This is a genomic window from Snodgrassella sp. M0110 (assembly GCF_016101465.1).
Lineage (GTDB): Bacteria > Pseudomonadota > Gammaproteobacteria > Burkholderiales > Neisseriaceae > Snodgrassella > Snodgrassella alvi.
The window spans coordinates 64,940-82,826 of the sequence record NZ_JACFQM010000004.1 but is presented as its reverse complement, the minus strand read 5'-3'; the positions used below and the strand labels follow the sequence as shown (position 1 = coordinate 82,826).

Genomic DNA, 17,887 nt, shown 5'->3' with positions numbered 1-17,887 from the left:
TCAGGACGACACCTGATTGTCAGTAGTTTTTGGGCAAACAGGTTAGATTGTGGTTTCTGAAAGGGGAGATTTGCTTTGTAGATGTTCATATCATTGCCCTTCTCTTTAATCATGAGACCGCAAGTGTGCTGTTAAACACAGATGGCGGCAGACAAATGGCAGGGTTGACAGACCGACAAAGAGTATACCGGTAGGCGTAAAGCCTCCCTGCCACTGTCCACCATGAAAAAAAGCGGTGGCAATGGGTTTTTACAGACCAACGCTACTTTTTTGTAAGTAGCAAAAAGTCTGCCTCTTTGTTCAGCCTGTCAAAGCTGGTTACGCTATTGAACGTAACGTCTTTATCTTGCCGCTAAAGCAGGGAACTGTCAATTATTGACTCATATATATGTATGAGTTATCTGATATGCATTTTCATTCCGGGTAAAAATGGTTTGTTTATCCGGATTATTAAGTCTGTTTTATGACTGAAAAGCCAGTTTTTATTTTTTTGGCATGTATTGCCGGCTATTATATATTTTGCATATTTTTATGATAAATGCGAGATTAAGCAGACGATTATGTAATTACTTATTGTTTACAGGACAGAATATCTTGAGCTGTAGCCATATTCGCTGAACAGGCTGTGATGACTATTGAATAATATAAATGGGTAATATACAGGAACCGGCTGCATATTCTTCGATTTAGTGTATTTGCAATATTTTTTGTTTAATGGTTAACAGTTTTATTTTTAAAGTGTTGTTTTATTGGTATTAGAAGCGAATTGATATAACTAAAAAAACTGGTATTTCATCATTCAGTCTTTAGTATCAGGATAATGTAATTTCTCAGTGCTTTAATTTGTTATTTTCAGCAAAAAAATCGGGCATACCAGTGTATGCCCGATTTTGAAGCTATTTATCTGATGATTACCACTTATAGCCTATACCTGCATTAAAGCCGGTTTCACGTCCGGTAGTGGAGACACCTGCACCCCATGAGAACTTACCGGTATTGTTTGTGGCTTTGTAGTTAATACCAACTGCAGCATAACCATGATATGAACCCATGCCTACACCTACTGTCTGTTCACCGGCATTTAATTGCGGCAGATAAGCACCAGACAGTGCCATGGCCAGAGCAGTGCCGGAATAGGCACGCCGTTCTACACGATGTACGCGGTCGTTAACATCATTGACGTAGCGGTTGATATTTTCCATGCGGGCATTAACACCTTTCAGCTGCGCCACATTGACTGCATCAGTGTCGGCAGTACCGGCAGCGACACCTGTAATCTGACGGTAAACACCATTGGCGGCGTCACCCACAGACACAGCGGCCTGAGTGCTGGTGGTTGCCTGAATGGCTCTTGCCTGTTGTGCCGTAGCACTAACCGGAATGTAGCCATTAATACCTGCTGCCGTATTGGCCACAGAGTTGGCACCCAGCGCAATTCCGCCATTCTGAGTAACGCTGGCATGATTACCAATAGCTACGCCGTTTTCTGCACTGGCTGCTGCTTGTGAACCAATAGCTACAGCAGCCTTACCACTGGCAGCTGCTGCACCGCCTACAGCAATAGCATCACTTCCGCTTGCTGAAGCCACAGCCTGAGTGGAATTAACTTTTGCATATTTGCTGCCGCCGTTATACAGATTGTTAATGGCATCGCCTACATTATTGGCTGTTACCGCAGTACCATCAGCATTGCTGGTTGTATAGCTTGGTGCAGTGAAACCACCTGTGCCGGCTCTGGTGAGCGGGTTGTAGCTGGCATTACCGCCCAGGCTGGCTGCTACTGCAGACAGGGCATCAGCTGTTGAAGCAGACAGTTTCTGGGTATCCGAAATAGCCTGATTGGCTTTTTCAGTTGCTTCATTGATCGCAGAAGCATTACCGCCACCACTGTTTTGTGCCAGCTTGGTATCCACTGAGCTGGAAAGACTTTGTAAATCCTGTTTCCATTCATTTTTCATTTGCCACAGCTGGCTGCCATTCACTGCCTCTGTTGAATTCTGGCCTGTATCACCAGAAGCAACATTGGTAATTTTCTGGGCAGTGCCGGAGCCATGGCTGGCATCGTAAGCTGAACCGTTCCATTGCAGGGCATTAAGCTGTAATGAGCTCAATGTTGTGGATATTCCTGCCGGTATGGTGCCGGAAGCAAGGTGAAGCTGATCCTGCAGGCTGGACAGACTGGTTGAGGTGGAAGTGGACAGCGAATAGAGCTGACGACCATTTACTGCCTGATTAGACGTTGCGTCTACTCGTCCGTCTGCAACTCCACTAATGGTTCTTTCGTTGCTTGCTTCACGAGTCAGCTGATTTGAGAAGGCTGTTGTACCATCGTCAAAATGCACTGAGTTCTTCTGCAATTCGTCAATCAAACGTTTTGAGGTCTTAATATCATCCTGAGCAGTTTTAATATCATCCTGAGCAGCTTTGATATCTTTGTTCATCGTTTCTATCGTTGTCCTGCTCTCAGTAACTACCTGATCAACTGAGCTTGATACACTGCTAATGATGGAAGACGAAATACTGTATAACTGTCCGGCATTGACTGCATCAGTAGAACCGTCTGCCAGCTGACCGGCAGCCACGTTGGTAATCTTCTGGGCAGCGCCGGAACCATGGCTGGCATCATAAGCATTACCATTCCATTGCAGTGCGTCGCGTTGCAGATTACTGATGTTATTCACTGCCGAGCTCAGACTACTAGACAAAGTAGAGATATTACTGTTGGTAGTAGAGAGCCCGGTATTGTTACCGGCAGTCGCAGTGGAAAGACTACTGCTCAGTGAGGTTGACAGATTATACAGCTGGTCACCGTTAACGGCATCGGTAGAGCCACTGCTAAGTGTACCGTTGGCTACGTTAGTAATCTTCTGGGCAGCGCCGGAACCATGGCTGGCGTCATAAGCATTACCATTCCATTGCAGTGCGTCGCGTTGCAGATTACTGATGTTATTCACCGCAGAACTCAGACTACTAGACAAAGTAGATACATTACTGTTGGTAGTAGAAAGTCCGGTATTGTTACCGGCAGTCACAGTGGAGAGACTGCTGCTCAGTGAGGTGGACAGATTATACAGCTGGTCACCGTTAACAGCATCGGTAGAGCCACTGCTAAGTGTACCGTTGGCCACGTTAGTAATCTTCTGGGCAGCGCCGGAACCATGACTGGCATCATAAGCATTACCATTCCATTGCAGAGCGTCGCGTTGCAGATTACTGATGTTATTCACAGCAGAACTCAGACTACTAGACAAAGTAGAAATATTACTGTTGGTAGTAGAGAGACTGGTATTGTTACCGGCAGTCACAGTGGAAAGACTGTTGATCAGTGAGGTGGACAGATTATACAGCTGGTCACCGTTAACAGCATCGGTAGAGCCACTGCTAAGTGTACCGTTGGCCACGTTAGTAATCTTCTGGGCAGCGCCAGAGCCATGGCTGGCATCATAAGCATTACCATTCCATTGCAGAGCGTCGCGTTGCAGATTACTGATGTTATTCACAGCAGAACTCAGACTACTAGACAAAGTAGAAATATTACTGTTGGTAGTAGAGAGACTGGTATTGTTACCGGCAGTCACAGTGGAAAGACTGTTGATCAGTGAGGTGGACAGATTATACAGCTGGTCACCGTTAACGGCATCGGTAGAGCCACTGCTAAGTGTACCGTTGGCTACGTTAGTAATCTTCTGGGCAGCGCCGGAACCATGGCTGGCATCATAAGCATTACCATTCCATTGCAGCGCATCGCGTTGCAGATTACTGATGTTATTCACTGCCGAGCTCAGACTACTAGACAAAGTAGAGACATTACTGTTGGTAGTGGAGATTCCGGTATTGTTACCGGCAGTTACAGTGGAAAGACTGCTGCTCAGTGAGGTGGACAGATTATACAGCTGGCTGCCATTAACGGCATCGGTAGAACTATTGCTCACTGTACCGTTTGCTACATTGGTAATCTTCTGGGCAGTGCCGGAACTATGGCTGGCATCATAAGCATTACCATTCCAACCCAGTGCATCGCGTCGCAGGTCACTGATGCTGGTGTTAACCTCTGCTAAGCTGGTCGACAGCGTAGCTGTTGCGCCGGAAACTGTATCCAGACGGTCAATAGCACCATTCAGTCTGCCAGTCAGATTACCTACAGAAGAGGAAACGGTGTTCAGTTTATCATTGGTGGTAAACAGCTGACCGCCTGTTACTGCCTCATTTGAACCCCGTTCAATTTTTCCGCCTGTAATATTGGTGATTTTTTTGTAGTTTGCATCATAATTTTCACCATTTATTTGCAGGGCATTCTGATCCAGAGTATTGATTCTATCTGTAGCAGAAGACAAATTATCGGAAATTCTGGAAGTGGATTCAGCAATACTGTTAATCCGCGTATTGGTCTTATTCAGGCTATCATTCAGATTCGCCACTGTAGAGCTTAAGCTGCCTACCCTCGAATTAGTCTGATTTAGCTGACTGCCATTGACTGCATCGGTGGAATCCGGGGCTAAATCAGCTTCGGCTACGCGGGTGATTTTCTGCGCCATAGTAGAACCATGGCCGGCATCGTAGGCAGATCCATTCCATTGCAGAGTATTGTCCTGCAGTCTGGTTACAGCAGCAGTTACTGAATTTACCGAAGTGGATACAGCATTAATACTAGAATTTGTAGTATATAGCTGGCTGCCATTCACTACATCTGATGAATCAGGTGCCAGTGAACCGTTTGCAACATTGGTAATTCGATACCGGGCATTGGTAACACCATGGCTGGCATCATAATAACTGTTGCCATTCTCTTCCTCTACCCATTGCAAGCTGTCTTTTTCCAGTTTGTTTACTGTATCGTTCACTTTGTGTACTGAGCTGGAAACGATACTCAGATTAGAATTAGTAGTAGATAACTGGCTGCCATTTACAGCATCGGTAGAGTTATACGTCAGATCACCGTTAGCTACATTGGTAATCTTCTGAGCCAGATTAGTACCATGGCTGGCATCATAGGCACCAGAGCCATCGGTGTTCTTTTTCCATTGCAGCGCATCAGACTGTAAAGCAGCGATATTGCTGTTTGCTGTACTGATATTACCATTGATATTGGTCAGATCACCGGCACGGCTTACAACAGTAGACAGTGAGCTGAAGCTGGTAGCAGAAGAGGTGGATAACTGATAGAGCTGACCGGCATTAACTGCATCAGTAGAGCCGTCTTCCAGCTGACCGGCAGCCACATTAGTAATCTTCTGCGCCTGATTAGTACCATGGCTGGCATCATAAGCACCAGAGCCATTGGTATTGTTTTTCCATTGCAGCGCATCAGACTGTAAATCAGAAACATTGCTGCTTACCGTATTCAGTTTACCGGTGGTGTTTAGAGCAGCGGTAGATAAAGAAATGATACCGGAAGCAGAAGAGGTGGATACCTGATAAAGCTGGCTGGCATTAACTGCATCAGTAGAACCGTCTTCCACCAGACCGGCAGCCACATTAGTAATCTTCTGCGCCTGAGTGGTACCATGGCTGGCATCATAGGCACCAGTACCATCGGTGTTCTTTTTCCATTGCAGCGCATCAGACTGTAAAGCAGCGATATTGCTGTTTGCTGTACTGATACTACCATTGATATTGGTCAGATCACCGGCACGGCTTACAACAGTAGACAGTGAGCTGAAGTTGGTAGCAGAAGAGGTGGATAACTGATAAAGCTGACTGGCATTAACCGCATCAGTTGAGCCGTCTTCCAGCTGACCGGCAGCCACATTAGTAATCTTCTGCGCCTGAGTGGTACCGTGGCTAGCATCATAAACACCTGAGCCATCGGTATTTTTTTTCCATTGCAGGGCATCAGCCATTAGCTGAGTAACATTGTTAGTGATATTGGTAACATTACCTGTATTGGCCACCGCTGCGTTCAGATTACTCAGACTGGTTGAAGTGGTTGTAGACAAGCTGTAGAGCTGTGCGGCATTAACCGCATCAGTAGAATGCTCATCCAGTACACCGGCCGCTAAATTACTGATTTTCTGAGGACTGGATGTTCCATGGCTGGCATCGTAAAAACCAGAACCATCAGCATTTCCATGCCATTGCAACGCATTACTGAGCAGAGAGCTAACTTGAGTATTCAGAACATAAACATTGCTGGCAACAGTAGAAATATTACCAGTAGTAGCTACCGCTTCATTCAGATTACTCAGGCTGGTCGAAGTGATTGTAGACAAGCTGTAGAGCTGAGCGGCATTGACTGCATCAGTAGAATGCTCATCCAGTACACCGGCTGCTACATTGCTGATTTTCTGCGGACTACTTGTTGCGTGACTGGCATCATAAAAGCCTGAGCCATCAGCATTACTTTTCCATTGCAGCGCGCCACCGAGCAGAGTACTTACCTGGTCATTTAAAACATTGACATTATGAGAGATATTGGCAATATTACCAGTAGTGGCTACTGCCTCATTCAAATTACTCAGACTGGTTGAAGTCGTTGTGGATAAGCTGTAGAGCTGGGCAGCATTGACCGCATCAGTAGAATGTTCATTAACCTGACCGGCGGCAATATTGGTGATTCTCTGCGCACGGTTGGTTCCGTGACTGGCATCGTAAAAACCGGAACCATCTGCATTTCCATGCCATTGCAGAGCATCAATAACCAAATCATTCACTTTAGTAGTTAATGTACTGATATTACTGTTAACATTCGTCAGATCACCAGCACGATTTAAAGTGGATGATAATGTACTCAGTCCGGTAGATGAAGAAGTAGATAGCTGATAAAACTGAGCAGCATTGACTGCCTCAGTAGAGTATTCATCTATATGACCGGCAGCAATATTGGTGATTTTCTGCGCACGATTAGTTCCGTGACTGGCATCATAAGCTCCGCTACCGTCTACATTACTTTTCCACTGCAATGCATCAGATTTTAAAGCTGAGACATCGTTGCTTACCGTATTCAGTTTACCGGTAGTGCTTAGAGCAACAGTGGATAAAGAAGTGATACCACTAGCAGAAGAAGTAGATACCTGATAAAGCTGACCGGCATTAATCGCATCAGTAGAATTTTCATTTATCAGACCAGCAGCCACATTGGTAATTTTCTGCGCCTGATTGGTACCATGGCTGGCATCATAGGCACCAGAGCCGTTGGTATTCTTTTTCCATTGCAGCGCATCAGACTGTAAATCAGCAACAGAGCTGCTCAGTGTACTGATATTACCATTTACATTGGCTATATCACTGACACGGCTCACAGCGGTAGACAATGAGTTAAAGCTGGTAGAAGAAGAGGTGGATAAATGGTAGAGCTGACTGGCATTAACCGCATCAGTAGAATTGTCTGCCAGCTGGCCGGCAGCTACATTGGTAATTTTCTGTGCCTGATTAGTGCCATGACTGGCATCATAAAAGCCGCCGATACCATTAACATTATTTTTCCATTGCAGCGCATCAGACTGTAAAGCAGAAACATTGTTGCTTACCGTATTCAGTTTGCCGGTGGTGCTAAGAGCAGCGGTGGATAAAGAAGTGATACCGGAAGCAGAAGAGGTGGATACCTGATAAAGCTGGCTGGCATTAACTGCATCAGTAGAATTGTCTGCCAGCTGACCGGCAGCCACATTAGTAATCTTCTGCGCCAGATTAGTACCATGGCTGGCATCATAGGCACCAGAGCCATCGGCATTGTTTTTCCATTGCAGCGCATCAGACTGCAAAGCAGAAACATTGCTGCTTACCGTATTTAGTTTGCCGGTAGTGCTAAGAGCAGCGGTAGATAAAGAAGTGATACCGGAAGCAGAAGAGGTGGATACCTGATAAAGCTGACCGGCATTAACCGCATCAGTAGAACCATTTATCAGCTGACCGTCTGCCACATTGGTAATTTTCTGCGCCTGATTGGTACCATGGCTGGCATCATAGGCACCGGAACCATCGGTATTCTTTTTCCATTGCAGCGCATCAGATTTTAAATCAGCAACAGAGCTGCTCAGTGTACTGATATTACCATTCACATTGGCCATATCACTGACACGGCTTACAGCGGTAGATAAAGAAGTGATACCGGAAGCAGAAGAGGTGGATACCTGATAAAGCTGACCGGCATTGACCGCATCAGTAGAATTGTCTGCCAGCTGGCCGGCAGCTACATTGGTAATTTTCTGTGCCTGATTAGTGCCATGACTGGCATCATAAAAGCCGCCGATACCATTAACATTATTTTTCCATTGCAGCGCATCAGACTGTAAAGCAGAAACATTGTTGCTTACCGTATTCAGTTTGCCGGTGGTGCTAAGAGCAGCGGTAGATAAAGAAGTGATACCGGAAGCAGAAGAGGTGGATACCTGATAAAGCTGGCTGGCATTGACTGCATCAGTAGAATCGTCTGCCAGCTGACCGGCAGCCACATTAGTAATCTTCTGCGCCTGATTAGTACCATGGCTGGCATCATAGGCACCAGAGCCATCTGTGTTCTTTTTCCATTGCAGCGCATCAGACTGTAAAGCAGAAACATTACTGCTTACCGTATTCAGTTTACCGGTGGTGTTTAAAGCAGCGGTAGATAAAGAAGTGATACCACTGGCAGAAGAAGTAGATACCTGATAAAGCTGGCTGGCATTGACAGCATCAGTAGAATCGTCTGCCAGCTGACCGGCAGCCACATTAGTAATCTTCTGCGCCTGATTGGTACCATGGCTGGCATCATAGGCACCGGAACCATCGGCATTGTTTTTCCATTGCAGTGCATCAGACTGCAAAGCAGAAACATTGCTGCTTACCGTATTCAGTTTACCGGTAGTGCTAAGAGCAGCGGTAGATAAAGAAGTGATACCGGAAGCAGAAGAAGTAGATACCTGATAAAGCTGACCGGCATTAACCGCATCAGTAGAACCATTTATCAGCTGACCGTCTGCCACATTGGTAATCTTCTGCGCCTGATTGGTACCATGGCTTGCATCATAGGCACCGGAACCATCGGTATTCTTTTTCCATTGCAGCGCATCAGATTTTAAATCAGCAACAGAGCTGCTCAGTGTACTGATATTACCATTCACATTGGCCATATCACTGACACGGCTTACAGCGGTAGATAAAGAAGTGATACCGGAAGCAGAAGAGGTGGATACCTGATAAAGCTGGCTGGCATTAACTGCATCAGTAGAACCGTCTTCCACCAGACCGGCAGCCACATTAGTAATCTTCTGCGCCTGATTAGTACCATGACTGGCATCATAAAAGCCGCCGATACCATTAACATTATTTTTCCATTGCAGCGCATCAGACTGTAAAGCAGAAACATTGTTGCTTACCGTATTCAGTTTGCCGGTGGTGCTAAGAGCAGCGGTAGATAAAGAAGTGATACCGGAAGCAGAAGAGGTGGATACCTGATAAAGCTGGCTGGCATTAACTGCATCAGTAGAACCGTCTTCCACCAGACCGGCAGCCACATTAGTAATCTTCTGCGCCTGATTAGTACCATGGCTGGCATCATAGGCACCAGACCCATCGGCATTGTTTTTCCATTGCAGTGCATCAGACTGCAAAGCAGAAACATTGCTGTTCAGTGTGCTGATATTACTATTAACATTGCTCATATCACCGACTTTGCTTACAGCAGTAGACAACGAGCTTAAACCAGTGGTTGTAACACTGGCCAGATTTTTCATCTGTGCCACATTCACCGCATCGGTATCGTTTGTACCTGCTGCCAGACCGGTTAACTGACGGGTTATTCCGCTGCCTGCATTACCAATAGCAACAGCACCTGCGGTGCTGGTCCAGGTCGGATTATTCGCAGCAGAATTTGTACCAGTAGGGTCAAAGCCGGTTTTTCCTTTCTCAATATCGGCAACTGATCCGCTGCCCAGAGCGACACCTGTGTCTACAATAGTCGTAGCATTGGTACCTATTGCAATACCACTGGCGTTGCTAACGCTGACAGAATTACCAATAGCAATTGCATCAGTAGCATTGGCACCTGTACTTGTGTTATTACCAATAATTAAGCCACGATCGGCATTAACCGTGTTATCATTGCCCAGAATCAGGCCACGAGTGGCCGTGACGGTATTATCATTACCAAAAACCAAATCTTTGGCTGAACTAACAGTATTATCATTACCAAAAACCAAATCTTTGGCTGAACTAACAGTATTGTTATTACCAACAATACGGATATTATTTACGCCTTCAGTTGTACCGCTAATGGTATTTTTATTACCGAAAACACCAGAATCATCAACAGCAATTGTGCCGTTTTCGTTACCAAGAGAATAAGTGTTGTTACCGGTAATATTGGTTGGGTTGCTCTGGGCTGCAATTATTTCACCATCCTTGAAAATGGCATTGCTTTGTACACCGCCGATTGCCCCGGATTTACGCCCGCTGACCTGATTACCCGCGCCAATACTGATACTCTGATCGCCAACTGCCTGTGCTGCATTACCGACTGCCACACTGCTGTTACCGGATGCAGTTGCACCGGCACCCAAAGCAACCGCTGCATCTTTATTTGCAGCACTGCTTAAACCAACTGCTACGCTGCCGGTACCATTTGAAGAAGCCATAGAGCCCAGAGCCACACTGGAAATACCAGTTGCCTGAGAGCTTATACCAAAGGCAATTGATGCAGCGCCGGAAGCCAGAGATGCTACGCCGAAAGCCATTGCTCCGCCCGCAGTTGCAGTTGCGTTAGCTCCGAATGCAGTGGAATAATTCCCGGTAGCGTAAGAACCGCAGCCATAGGCAAAAGAATAAATACCATAAGCTACAGGCATTGCATTGTTATCACCGCCGGTAGGGGCGGCCTGATAACCGGTTCCGCTATCGGTCTTACCTTCATCACTCCATGCTTCTGCTTTGTTAGAAGTTACGCTTCCGTACGGACGACCGTTCGTAAACGCAGTATTTCTAATGAAACGTAAGTATTCATCTTTTGCTGTAATGCCGTCTGAAACGGTTCTGCGACCATTAACTCTGTCTGCACCACAATGGTCGTCATCACCCGAGAATACCATGCTACCATGGCCGCCATATTGATAGCCGCCACCAGGCCAAACTGTACCGCTGTTATTGCCGCCGACAATTGCCGCATTAGCTGCATATACTGGAGCAATTGCCTGCCATTCTAAAATCAGCGCTGTGATTGTTACACTGACAATTTTTTTCAGCCCTAGCTTATTAATAATTTTTTTAACTATTGATTGTTCACAAACAGTATTTGATTTGGTTTTACTATTCGCCAGCTCTGATGCGGCTACCCATGTTTGGGTATTTTCATTCCAGACATTCCGATAAACCTTGTTCATAGGTTTTTCTCCTGATTGATTAAAGTTACAAAACCAACAATCCAACCCCCTGTACTACAATTTGAATCTGCTTACCCGGCTTTAAAATATCTGCTTATCTTGACGGCTGTATCAGCAGATAGCCGACTCAGGAAATAATCTTCCGGAATAAACAATGACAAAGGTTTACCCAGCGTTAAATCCAATTAATGAAAAAGATTACGCTTGAAAAATAAAAGCTTATAAATTCTTAATTATTAATTATTAATATTTTCAGAATAGATAAATGATTAACTTAATCTTGTAACTTTTTAATACAAAGGTATGAGCAAACTGAATAATTAATATTAAATATATAGAATTAACATGAAAAAATATAAATGTACTTATTTATAATTAACTTTAAACGTAAGAAATTAATGTAAAAATTAAAATAAAGAATAAAAATGAGAGAGAAACAGTAAAAATGCCATTTTATGGCTGTGAATGATAGAAAAAGAAATATTTGATATTTGCAAATTATTTAAAACGGATATTATTGCAGTGTGTCGATTACAGGAGAAATCGAAAAAGATAAAAAATAATTTGGATTTAAGAAAATTTAAATCCAAATCAGCAGAGATGAGAAAGTAAGACGAACAAATTAGCCGGCTAAATCATAAATTTTCATATCGCACTTTTTATCTAGTTCTAAAAATTAGTAAACAAATTGATCATCAATTTTATAACCTGACTTTTCATACAGAGCTCTGGCTTTGAGATTATCGATTGATGTGCATAATGGAATGCCGTCATAGGCAGAATTACTAGCGAAGTTTCTTACTTTTTCCATTAATGGGTGGCAACACCGCATCTTCTGTGGCTTTTTATAATATATAAGTCATTCAAAATGATAGTGAGTGATATAACTAAAGAAGAATATGAAAAATAGAACTGTATAAAACCATATGCTGTTTTATTGTCGTAGGCTAGAAAAATGATTGAATCATTGTTTATCAATCTTTCTTTAATGAATTATTTTGATTCAGAATGACAATCCTTAATACCATAAAATTCTCGATATTCAGAGAAAAGTTATGATATATCATCAAATTCGTTTAATGTTCCTTGTAGTATATTAAATGAGGTATCCATACGTTTATCAATATCATAATGCTATTTAGATAATTAGTATTATGATATTAAACCGCTCCATTTGGTTCAATATCTTATTTGTAATAGCATAGATTAATATTATAAGAGTGTAACTTTTCAGATTTCTTTAGAACGAGTTTTAATTCTGGCGGGAGAAATCTATTAAATCTGTACACTGCAAACCAAAATTAATATATATATATTAGAATGAATCAACGGGTTTAGTTTTTGGCTGAATTAATACTATTATAGATTGTTTTTTATCTTTAAAGAAAATTAGTTTTCAGGGTGATAAATAAAAGTGAATGGTATAAAACATTAATAAAAAATATATTAAAAGTGGAATTATGAATAGTGTATTTTCTGCCAGGGTATCAGCATTGCAGATTTTCTTATCCAGGATATGATAACTGACAAAAGAGTGATTACCTTTTGCTAATCTTTGTTCTTTTAAAAAAATAAGTTTTTAATAAACCCAATACATCATTAATCAGCATAATACCGGTAATAATCAACAGAGCACCGAGGAAAAAAGCATAGTCAGGTAATTCAGACAGAATCAGCCAGCCCATCAGCATGGCAAATATTGGCTCAGCTAATTCAGTTACCTGAACCTGAGCAGCGGATAAATAACCAAGTGCTTTGGTAGTACAGTAAAATCCCAGAATAGTAGGTAAAATGGCCAAAGCTATCAGCCCTGCGACGGTTTGCCAGTGAAAATCAAAAGGATTTTGCCGGAAGGTTGCTAAATAGGGTATAGCCAGATAGATCAGACCAAACAATAATAAAAATCTGGTCAGATAAATACCACCATGTAAACCGAATTTCTTAACCAATACACTAAACAGCCCGTAACCGGCTCCTGCGGCACTGGCAAATATCAATAACAATAATGAGGCCTGCCCAGACCATGAAATAATGCTAATGCCGGCGATTGCAACAGCAACACCGGAAACGGCTGATATTTTAATTTTTTCATTTAATAATAAGCAGCCGAAAACTAATGCCGCTATCGTAGCTGAAGCCATGAGTATCACGACTACATTCGCCGCACTGCCATGCCCGTAAGCGATTGTTTCAAAGAAAAACAAAGTAAATATTCCAAACAGAGCACACAGACCGATATGCATCCAGATTTTTATATTATTATCTGATACAGGGGCAACTATCTGAATTTGCCGGGTAAATGGAGTACGTATCAAGAGTAGTGAAACAAAAACAAAAGCCAGAAACGTTTTATAAAACGCTATTTCATAAGGATTCAATCCACTGGCCATCAGTAATTTACTGATAATACCTATAGAACCATTTAGTGCGGCTGCTGATAATGCAAATAAAATTCCGGCTAAAGCTTTAGGCATTATGGACTTTCTCCGATAAATCTTTCCACATGGCAGATTTCGAATACGCTGACTAAACTCAGAATCAGGTTCCGATCATTCATTCAAACTTGTAGCTATCTGACACGATAATTAAATAATCATATGCTAAAGCCAATATTCTATACTGTTTAACAAGTCTGTTTTTATAGTTTTAAGAATTCTTGATTGCCCGTCCCATCTCTCGGTTTCTGAATTTGTATTTACTGAATAGTAGTCAGAGCAGAAATATTTTTACTGGTTTTAATTATGCTAAATAAATATATTTATTATCGCCGGTGCTGATTATTTTTGTAACATTTGATGATGTAACCGACCACTTAAATGATTGTTTTATTCTGTACCGGTTTAATGGTTATTTGAAGATTAATTCTGTATCAGCAGGGAACAGGTTTAGTTCACTATATATAAAAGCCGGCTATTGTCTTATCTGGTTGATGAATAATTATAATTATTAATTTTATATAATAAATTATTATCGTTTTATTTTAATTTTTTATTTTTAAATTTACATTTACATGATATTGTATGCCTGGTTTTTATATTTTTTATAAAAAGGTATTAAACATGAACACTGTAATGCTTGAAACACATTCCCGATTAAACCGTTATTGCAAATTAATGTCTCAGTTAACCCTGATTCCTATATTCTGTATCGGTATCGGCATGGTATCTCCTTTATTATTTTATTTTTTGATATTCATAATATCGGACTGAATTCCGGCGGATATTCATTTTTTATTACTCATAGTATGGGTGATGGTAATGCTGATATTGATATATCCAAACTTTCTTTATGGCAGGCAGTTTCTGCTACCTTAATTGATACCATAATCATTGCGATTCTGGTTTATGGTTTCGTTCAGCTCAGATTACTGTTTCTAAGCTACAGTAAAGCAGATTATTTTTCTGTGAAATCAGCAAATTACTGTTATGCCTTTGGTAAAGATTTGGTGATTTGGGAGGTTTTACAATTGCTCTCAGAGCCTCTGCTATCGTTTATCTTAACGCTTAATAATCATTTTCCGGATCGGTATATTTCGATATCATTTGAAAGTAGTGATTTAATTCTGTTATTCCCTTCTATCAGTATTATGATTATCGGTCAGATACTAAAAAAAGCATGCCAGATTGCAGAAGAAAATAAGCAGTTTATTTAACAGGAGTTTAATGTGCCGATTAGAATAAATTTAGATGTTATGCTTGCTAAACGGAAAGTGAAATCAAAAGAGCTGGCTGCTGCTATTGGTATTACCGAGCAAAACTTATCTTTGCTTAAACAGGGAAAAGTAAAAGGTATCAGGCTGGCTACGCTGGAGGCAATCTGTCAGTATCTGGATTCGCAGCCGGCTGATATATTGGAATATATTAAAGATAATCACCCGGAAACGACATTGTAACCGTTATCATGTCGTTTCATTAGCGCATTACCATATTTTACCCATAAGAAAAACTAAAATAAAAATCGTATTTTATCTGTTTTCTTTAGATAAGGAGTGATTATGCTTGATATTGATTGGGAACCTGTAGATAGGAAATTAATAGATGAAAATAATTTGAAATTTCCTAGGTTCTATAGAAATAAGAAAACTGAGAAAATTCATTTATTTCTTAATAAAAATGAAGGTGTAATATTTGAACAAAAGATCTGCAGTTCTAAACCAAAGCTATATCACTTTGAAATAATTGGTCACAGGAATGATTTATCGGAATGTACAGAGGAGGAACTCTGGCAACCTATTGATGTCTGTTTATACAATAGCCTAGATTTTAATGGTCAAGTAGTTATAGAACTCCCAGGTTCACTAGGAATTGTTACAGATAATACTTGGTTTTTAGTTTTAGTATCTAAATACAACCCTAAATTAAGGAAGTTAAATTCTATGGAGAAAATTTTCACATGGAATTATGTAAGGCTAAACATTAGTCATACTGATGGAATCTCTATAGTTGAATATCAAAAAAAACTATAGATTTTAAGAAAATCTACAATCCGGAGAACATAAAAGCGAATCAGATGCCCAGTGTTGCTCCGCCATCTACAACAATTTCCTGCATAGTGATCTGTGCGGCTTCTTCAGAGAGCAGGAAAGAAACGGTATTGGCGATATCTGCCGGCTGAGCCAGTTTTCTGAGAGGAATGCCAAGACGATATTGTGTTAAGTCACCATCCAGTATGCCGGCCGGTGGTTCGTTGTCGGTCCATAATTGTTGTTGCATCGCTGTGAGGGTAGAGCCCGGTGAAACGATATTAACCCGGACATACGGGGCAACTTCCAGAGCAAGATTGCGGCAGAAATGGCTGAGTGCTGCTTTGGTGGTGGCATATAAACCCATCTCCGTGCGCGCCATGCGGGCACTGTTAGAGCTGACGGTAACAATACAGCCTTGTCGCTGCTGCCGGAAATGTGCGGCTAAATGCTGGCTGATGAATATGGGCGCCAGCAGATTAACATTCAGGCTGGTTTGCCATTGTGCCTCAGTGGCACTCAGCAATGGTGTAAGGATTAATACTCCGGCCACATTAATCAGACCGGTTATATTGTATTGATTAATCAGTGTGTTGAGTAATATACGGGTTTCTTCGAAAGCAGTGATATCCTGACTAATGCTTGTCCAGTAAGTCTGATACTGGGCTTCAATCATCTGTTGTACCGGCCAGCTCGGCGAATAGGGCTGTTTATCGATTCCGATAACATGATAGTGCTGTTTGAGCAGTTTGGTAACAATCGCAGCCCCTATACCCTGGGCTGCACCGGTAACGATAATGGCTTGCTGCATGGTTGTTTCTCCAGATAATGTTACTGTTGCTGAAATACATTGAGCATAGTTTGCATTTTGGCTTCGGTTTCAAACCATTCTGCTGCTGCGTCTGAGCCTGCAACGATGCCTGCTCCGGCATACAGGCGGATAATATTGTGATTCAGTAAGCCGTTGCGGATAGTAACGACCCATTCTCCGTTCCCGCTGGCATCCATCCAGCCATTCAGTCCGCTGTAGTAATGACGGTTATAGCCTTCATGATTGAGAATAAAGTCTCTGGCGATATCCGTTGGTGTGCCGCAAACGGCCGGTGTGGGATGCAGATGAAGTGCCAGATTAAGTGCATCGGGCGCATCGGCTTTCAGTTGCCCCTGAAAGACTGATGACAGATGAAACATGGTTGATGTAGTTAAAATTTCGGGTATTTCTGATGCCTGATACGCTGAGCAATAGCTGCTGAGCTTGTGCCGGATATTATCGATAACCAGCTGATGTTCATGCCTGTCTTTGGCCGACTGATAAAGTTCTGTCTGAGTCTGGCTGTTTTGTTCCGGAATGGCCGGGCGCGGTCGGGAGCCGGCCAGCGGGTTACTGTGTACCTGTTGCTGCTGGCGCGATAACAGTAATTCCGGGCTGGCACCAAAAATGTACTGGTCTTCTTCTACAGGAATCATAAATTTATAGGCATCAGGATTTTGCCGGATAAGGATATTCAGTAAATCCTCCGGGCTGTGCTGCCGGGCAAATTCAAATTCTGTTGCCTGTGACAGCACAATTTTTTGCATCTGTTTATCCGCCATAGCGCTTAAAGCCGTTTGAACACTGTGTTCGAATGCCTGACGCTCTACCAATGATTTTTTGCGGATAAGGGAGTTTGCTATTTTGCCTGCTGAGGCAGTATTGTGCTCAAAGTGAGCTGGTGAGGTTTGATTAAATTCACTGTAAAAATTTAAGGTACCGTTTTTTCTGGTATCAAATGGAATAGCAGCAATAAGAATGGGATTGGTATATCCCTGCGCTTTGATGTGATTAAAACAGTCGGCAATCTGCTGATTGCAGGATTCGGACTGATTAACCGGCATGTGTATTTTATGGATAAGATGTCTGGCACTGATGTGATGCTGTCTGGTTGCAAAACAGGCAAACTGATCCTGAGATTGAATAGGAGAGTGGGAAACAACGCTTGATTCTGTAATCGTCATTTTATTACCTGTAGACAGATGCGGGTTATATGTAATGAAAAATCTAGATAAATCAGGCTATGTAAGTTTGTTTATATTAATGCAAATAGTAATCATTATCAATAATTATAATAAAATACAGAAAATTTTCTGTTCTGGG

The 17,887-nt window shown here is 42.3% G+C and carries 7 protein-coding genes; 3 read left to right on the top strand and 4 right to left on the bottom strand.

The window, feature by feature from the left end; all coding sequences use genetic code 11:
• Nucleotides 1-911: 911 nt before the first annotated feature.
• The gene (locus H3T84_RS07035) at nt 912-11,291 is read right to left on the bottom strand and encodes an ESPR-type extended signal peptide-containing protein (RefSeq protein ID WP_198218686.1); all 10,380 of its coding nucleotides are present in this window, start codon (nt 11,289-11,291) and stop codon (nt 912-914) included.
• A gap of 1,538 nt (nt 11,292-12,829) precedes the next feature.
• Nucleotides 12,830-13,765, bottom strand: a complete 936-nt coding sequence (locus H3T84_RS07030) for a DMT family transporter (RefSeq protein ID WP_198218685.1) — start codon at nt 13,763-13,765, stop codon at nt 12,830-12,832.
• Between the two features lie 629 nt (nt 13,766-14,394).
• Here H3T84_RS07030 and H3T84_RS07025 point away from each other — a divergent pair.
• The 3 genes from H3T84_RS07025 (at nt 14,395) to H3T84_RS07015 (ending at nt 15,756) form a co-directional block, all read left to right on the top strand.
• Nucleotides 14,395-14,943, top strand: a complete 549-nt coding sequence (locus tag H3T84_RS07025; RefSeq protein WP_198218684.1) for a DUF2975 domain-containing protein — start codon at nt 14,395-14,397, stop codon at nt 14,941-14,943.
• A gap of 12 nt (nt 14,944-14,955) precedes the next feature.
• On the top strand, nt 14,956-15,183 hold the full coding sequence (locus H3T84_RS07020; protein WP_370524065.1) for a helix-turn-helix domain-containing protein: 228 nt from the start codon (nt 14,956-14,958) through the stop codon (nt 15,181-15,183).
• Nucleotides 15,184-15,285: 102 nt separating this feature from the next.
• On the top strand, nt 15,286-15,756 hold the full coding sequence (locus H3T84_RS07015; RefSeq protein WP_198218683.1) for a hypothetical protein: 471 nt from the start codon (nt 15,286-15,288) through the stop codon (nt 15,754-15,756).
• A 40-nt stretch (nt 15,757-15,796) separates the two neighbouring features.
• Here the strand turns inward: H3T84_RS07015 and H3T84_RS07010 are convergent, their stop codons facing one another.
• Nucleotides 15,797-16,564, bottom strand: coding sequence for an SDR family oxidoreductase (locus tag H3T84_RS07010; RefSeq protein ID WP_198218682.1), 768 nt, complete (start codon nt 16,562-16,564; stop codon nt 15,797-15,799).
• Nucleotides 16,565-16,584: 20 nt separating this feature from the next.
• A complete protein-coding gene (locus H3T84_RS07005) occupies nt 16,585-17,748 on the bottom strand; it encodes an isochorismate synthase MenF (protein WP_198218681.1) in 1,164 nt (387 codons plus the stop codon).
• Nucleotides 17,749-17,887 lie beyond the last annotated feature (139 nt).

Excerpts from the sequence above, each read along its gene's own strand:
- H3T84_RS07030 (WP_198218685.1), bottom strand. The coding sequence starts at position 13,765 with ATGCCTAAAGCTTTAGCCGGAATTTTATTTGCATTATCAGCAGCCGCA.
- H3T84_RS07035 (WP_198218686.1), bottom strand. The coding sequence starts at position 11,291 with ATGAACAAGGTTTATCGGAATGTCTGGAATGAAAATACCCAAACATGG.
- H3T84_RS07010 (WP_198218682.1), bottom strand. The coding sequence starts at position 16,564 with ATGCAGCAAGCCATTATCGTTACCGGTGCAGCCCAGGGTATAGGGGCT.
- H3T84_RS07015 (WP_198218683.1), top strand. The coding sequence starts at position 15,286 with ATGCTTGATATTGATTGGGAACCTGTAGATAGGAAATTAATAGATGAA.
- H3T84_RS07005 (WP_198218681.1), bottom strand. The coding sequence starts at position 17,748 with ATGACGATTACAGAATCAAGCGTTGTTTCCCACTCTCCTATTCAATCT.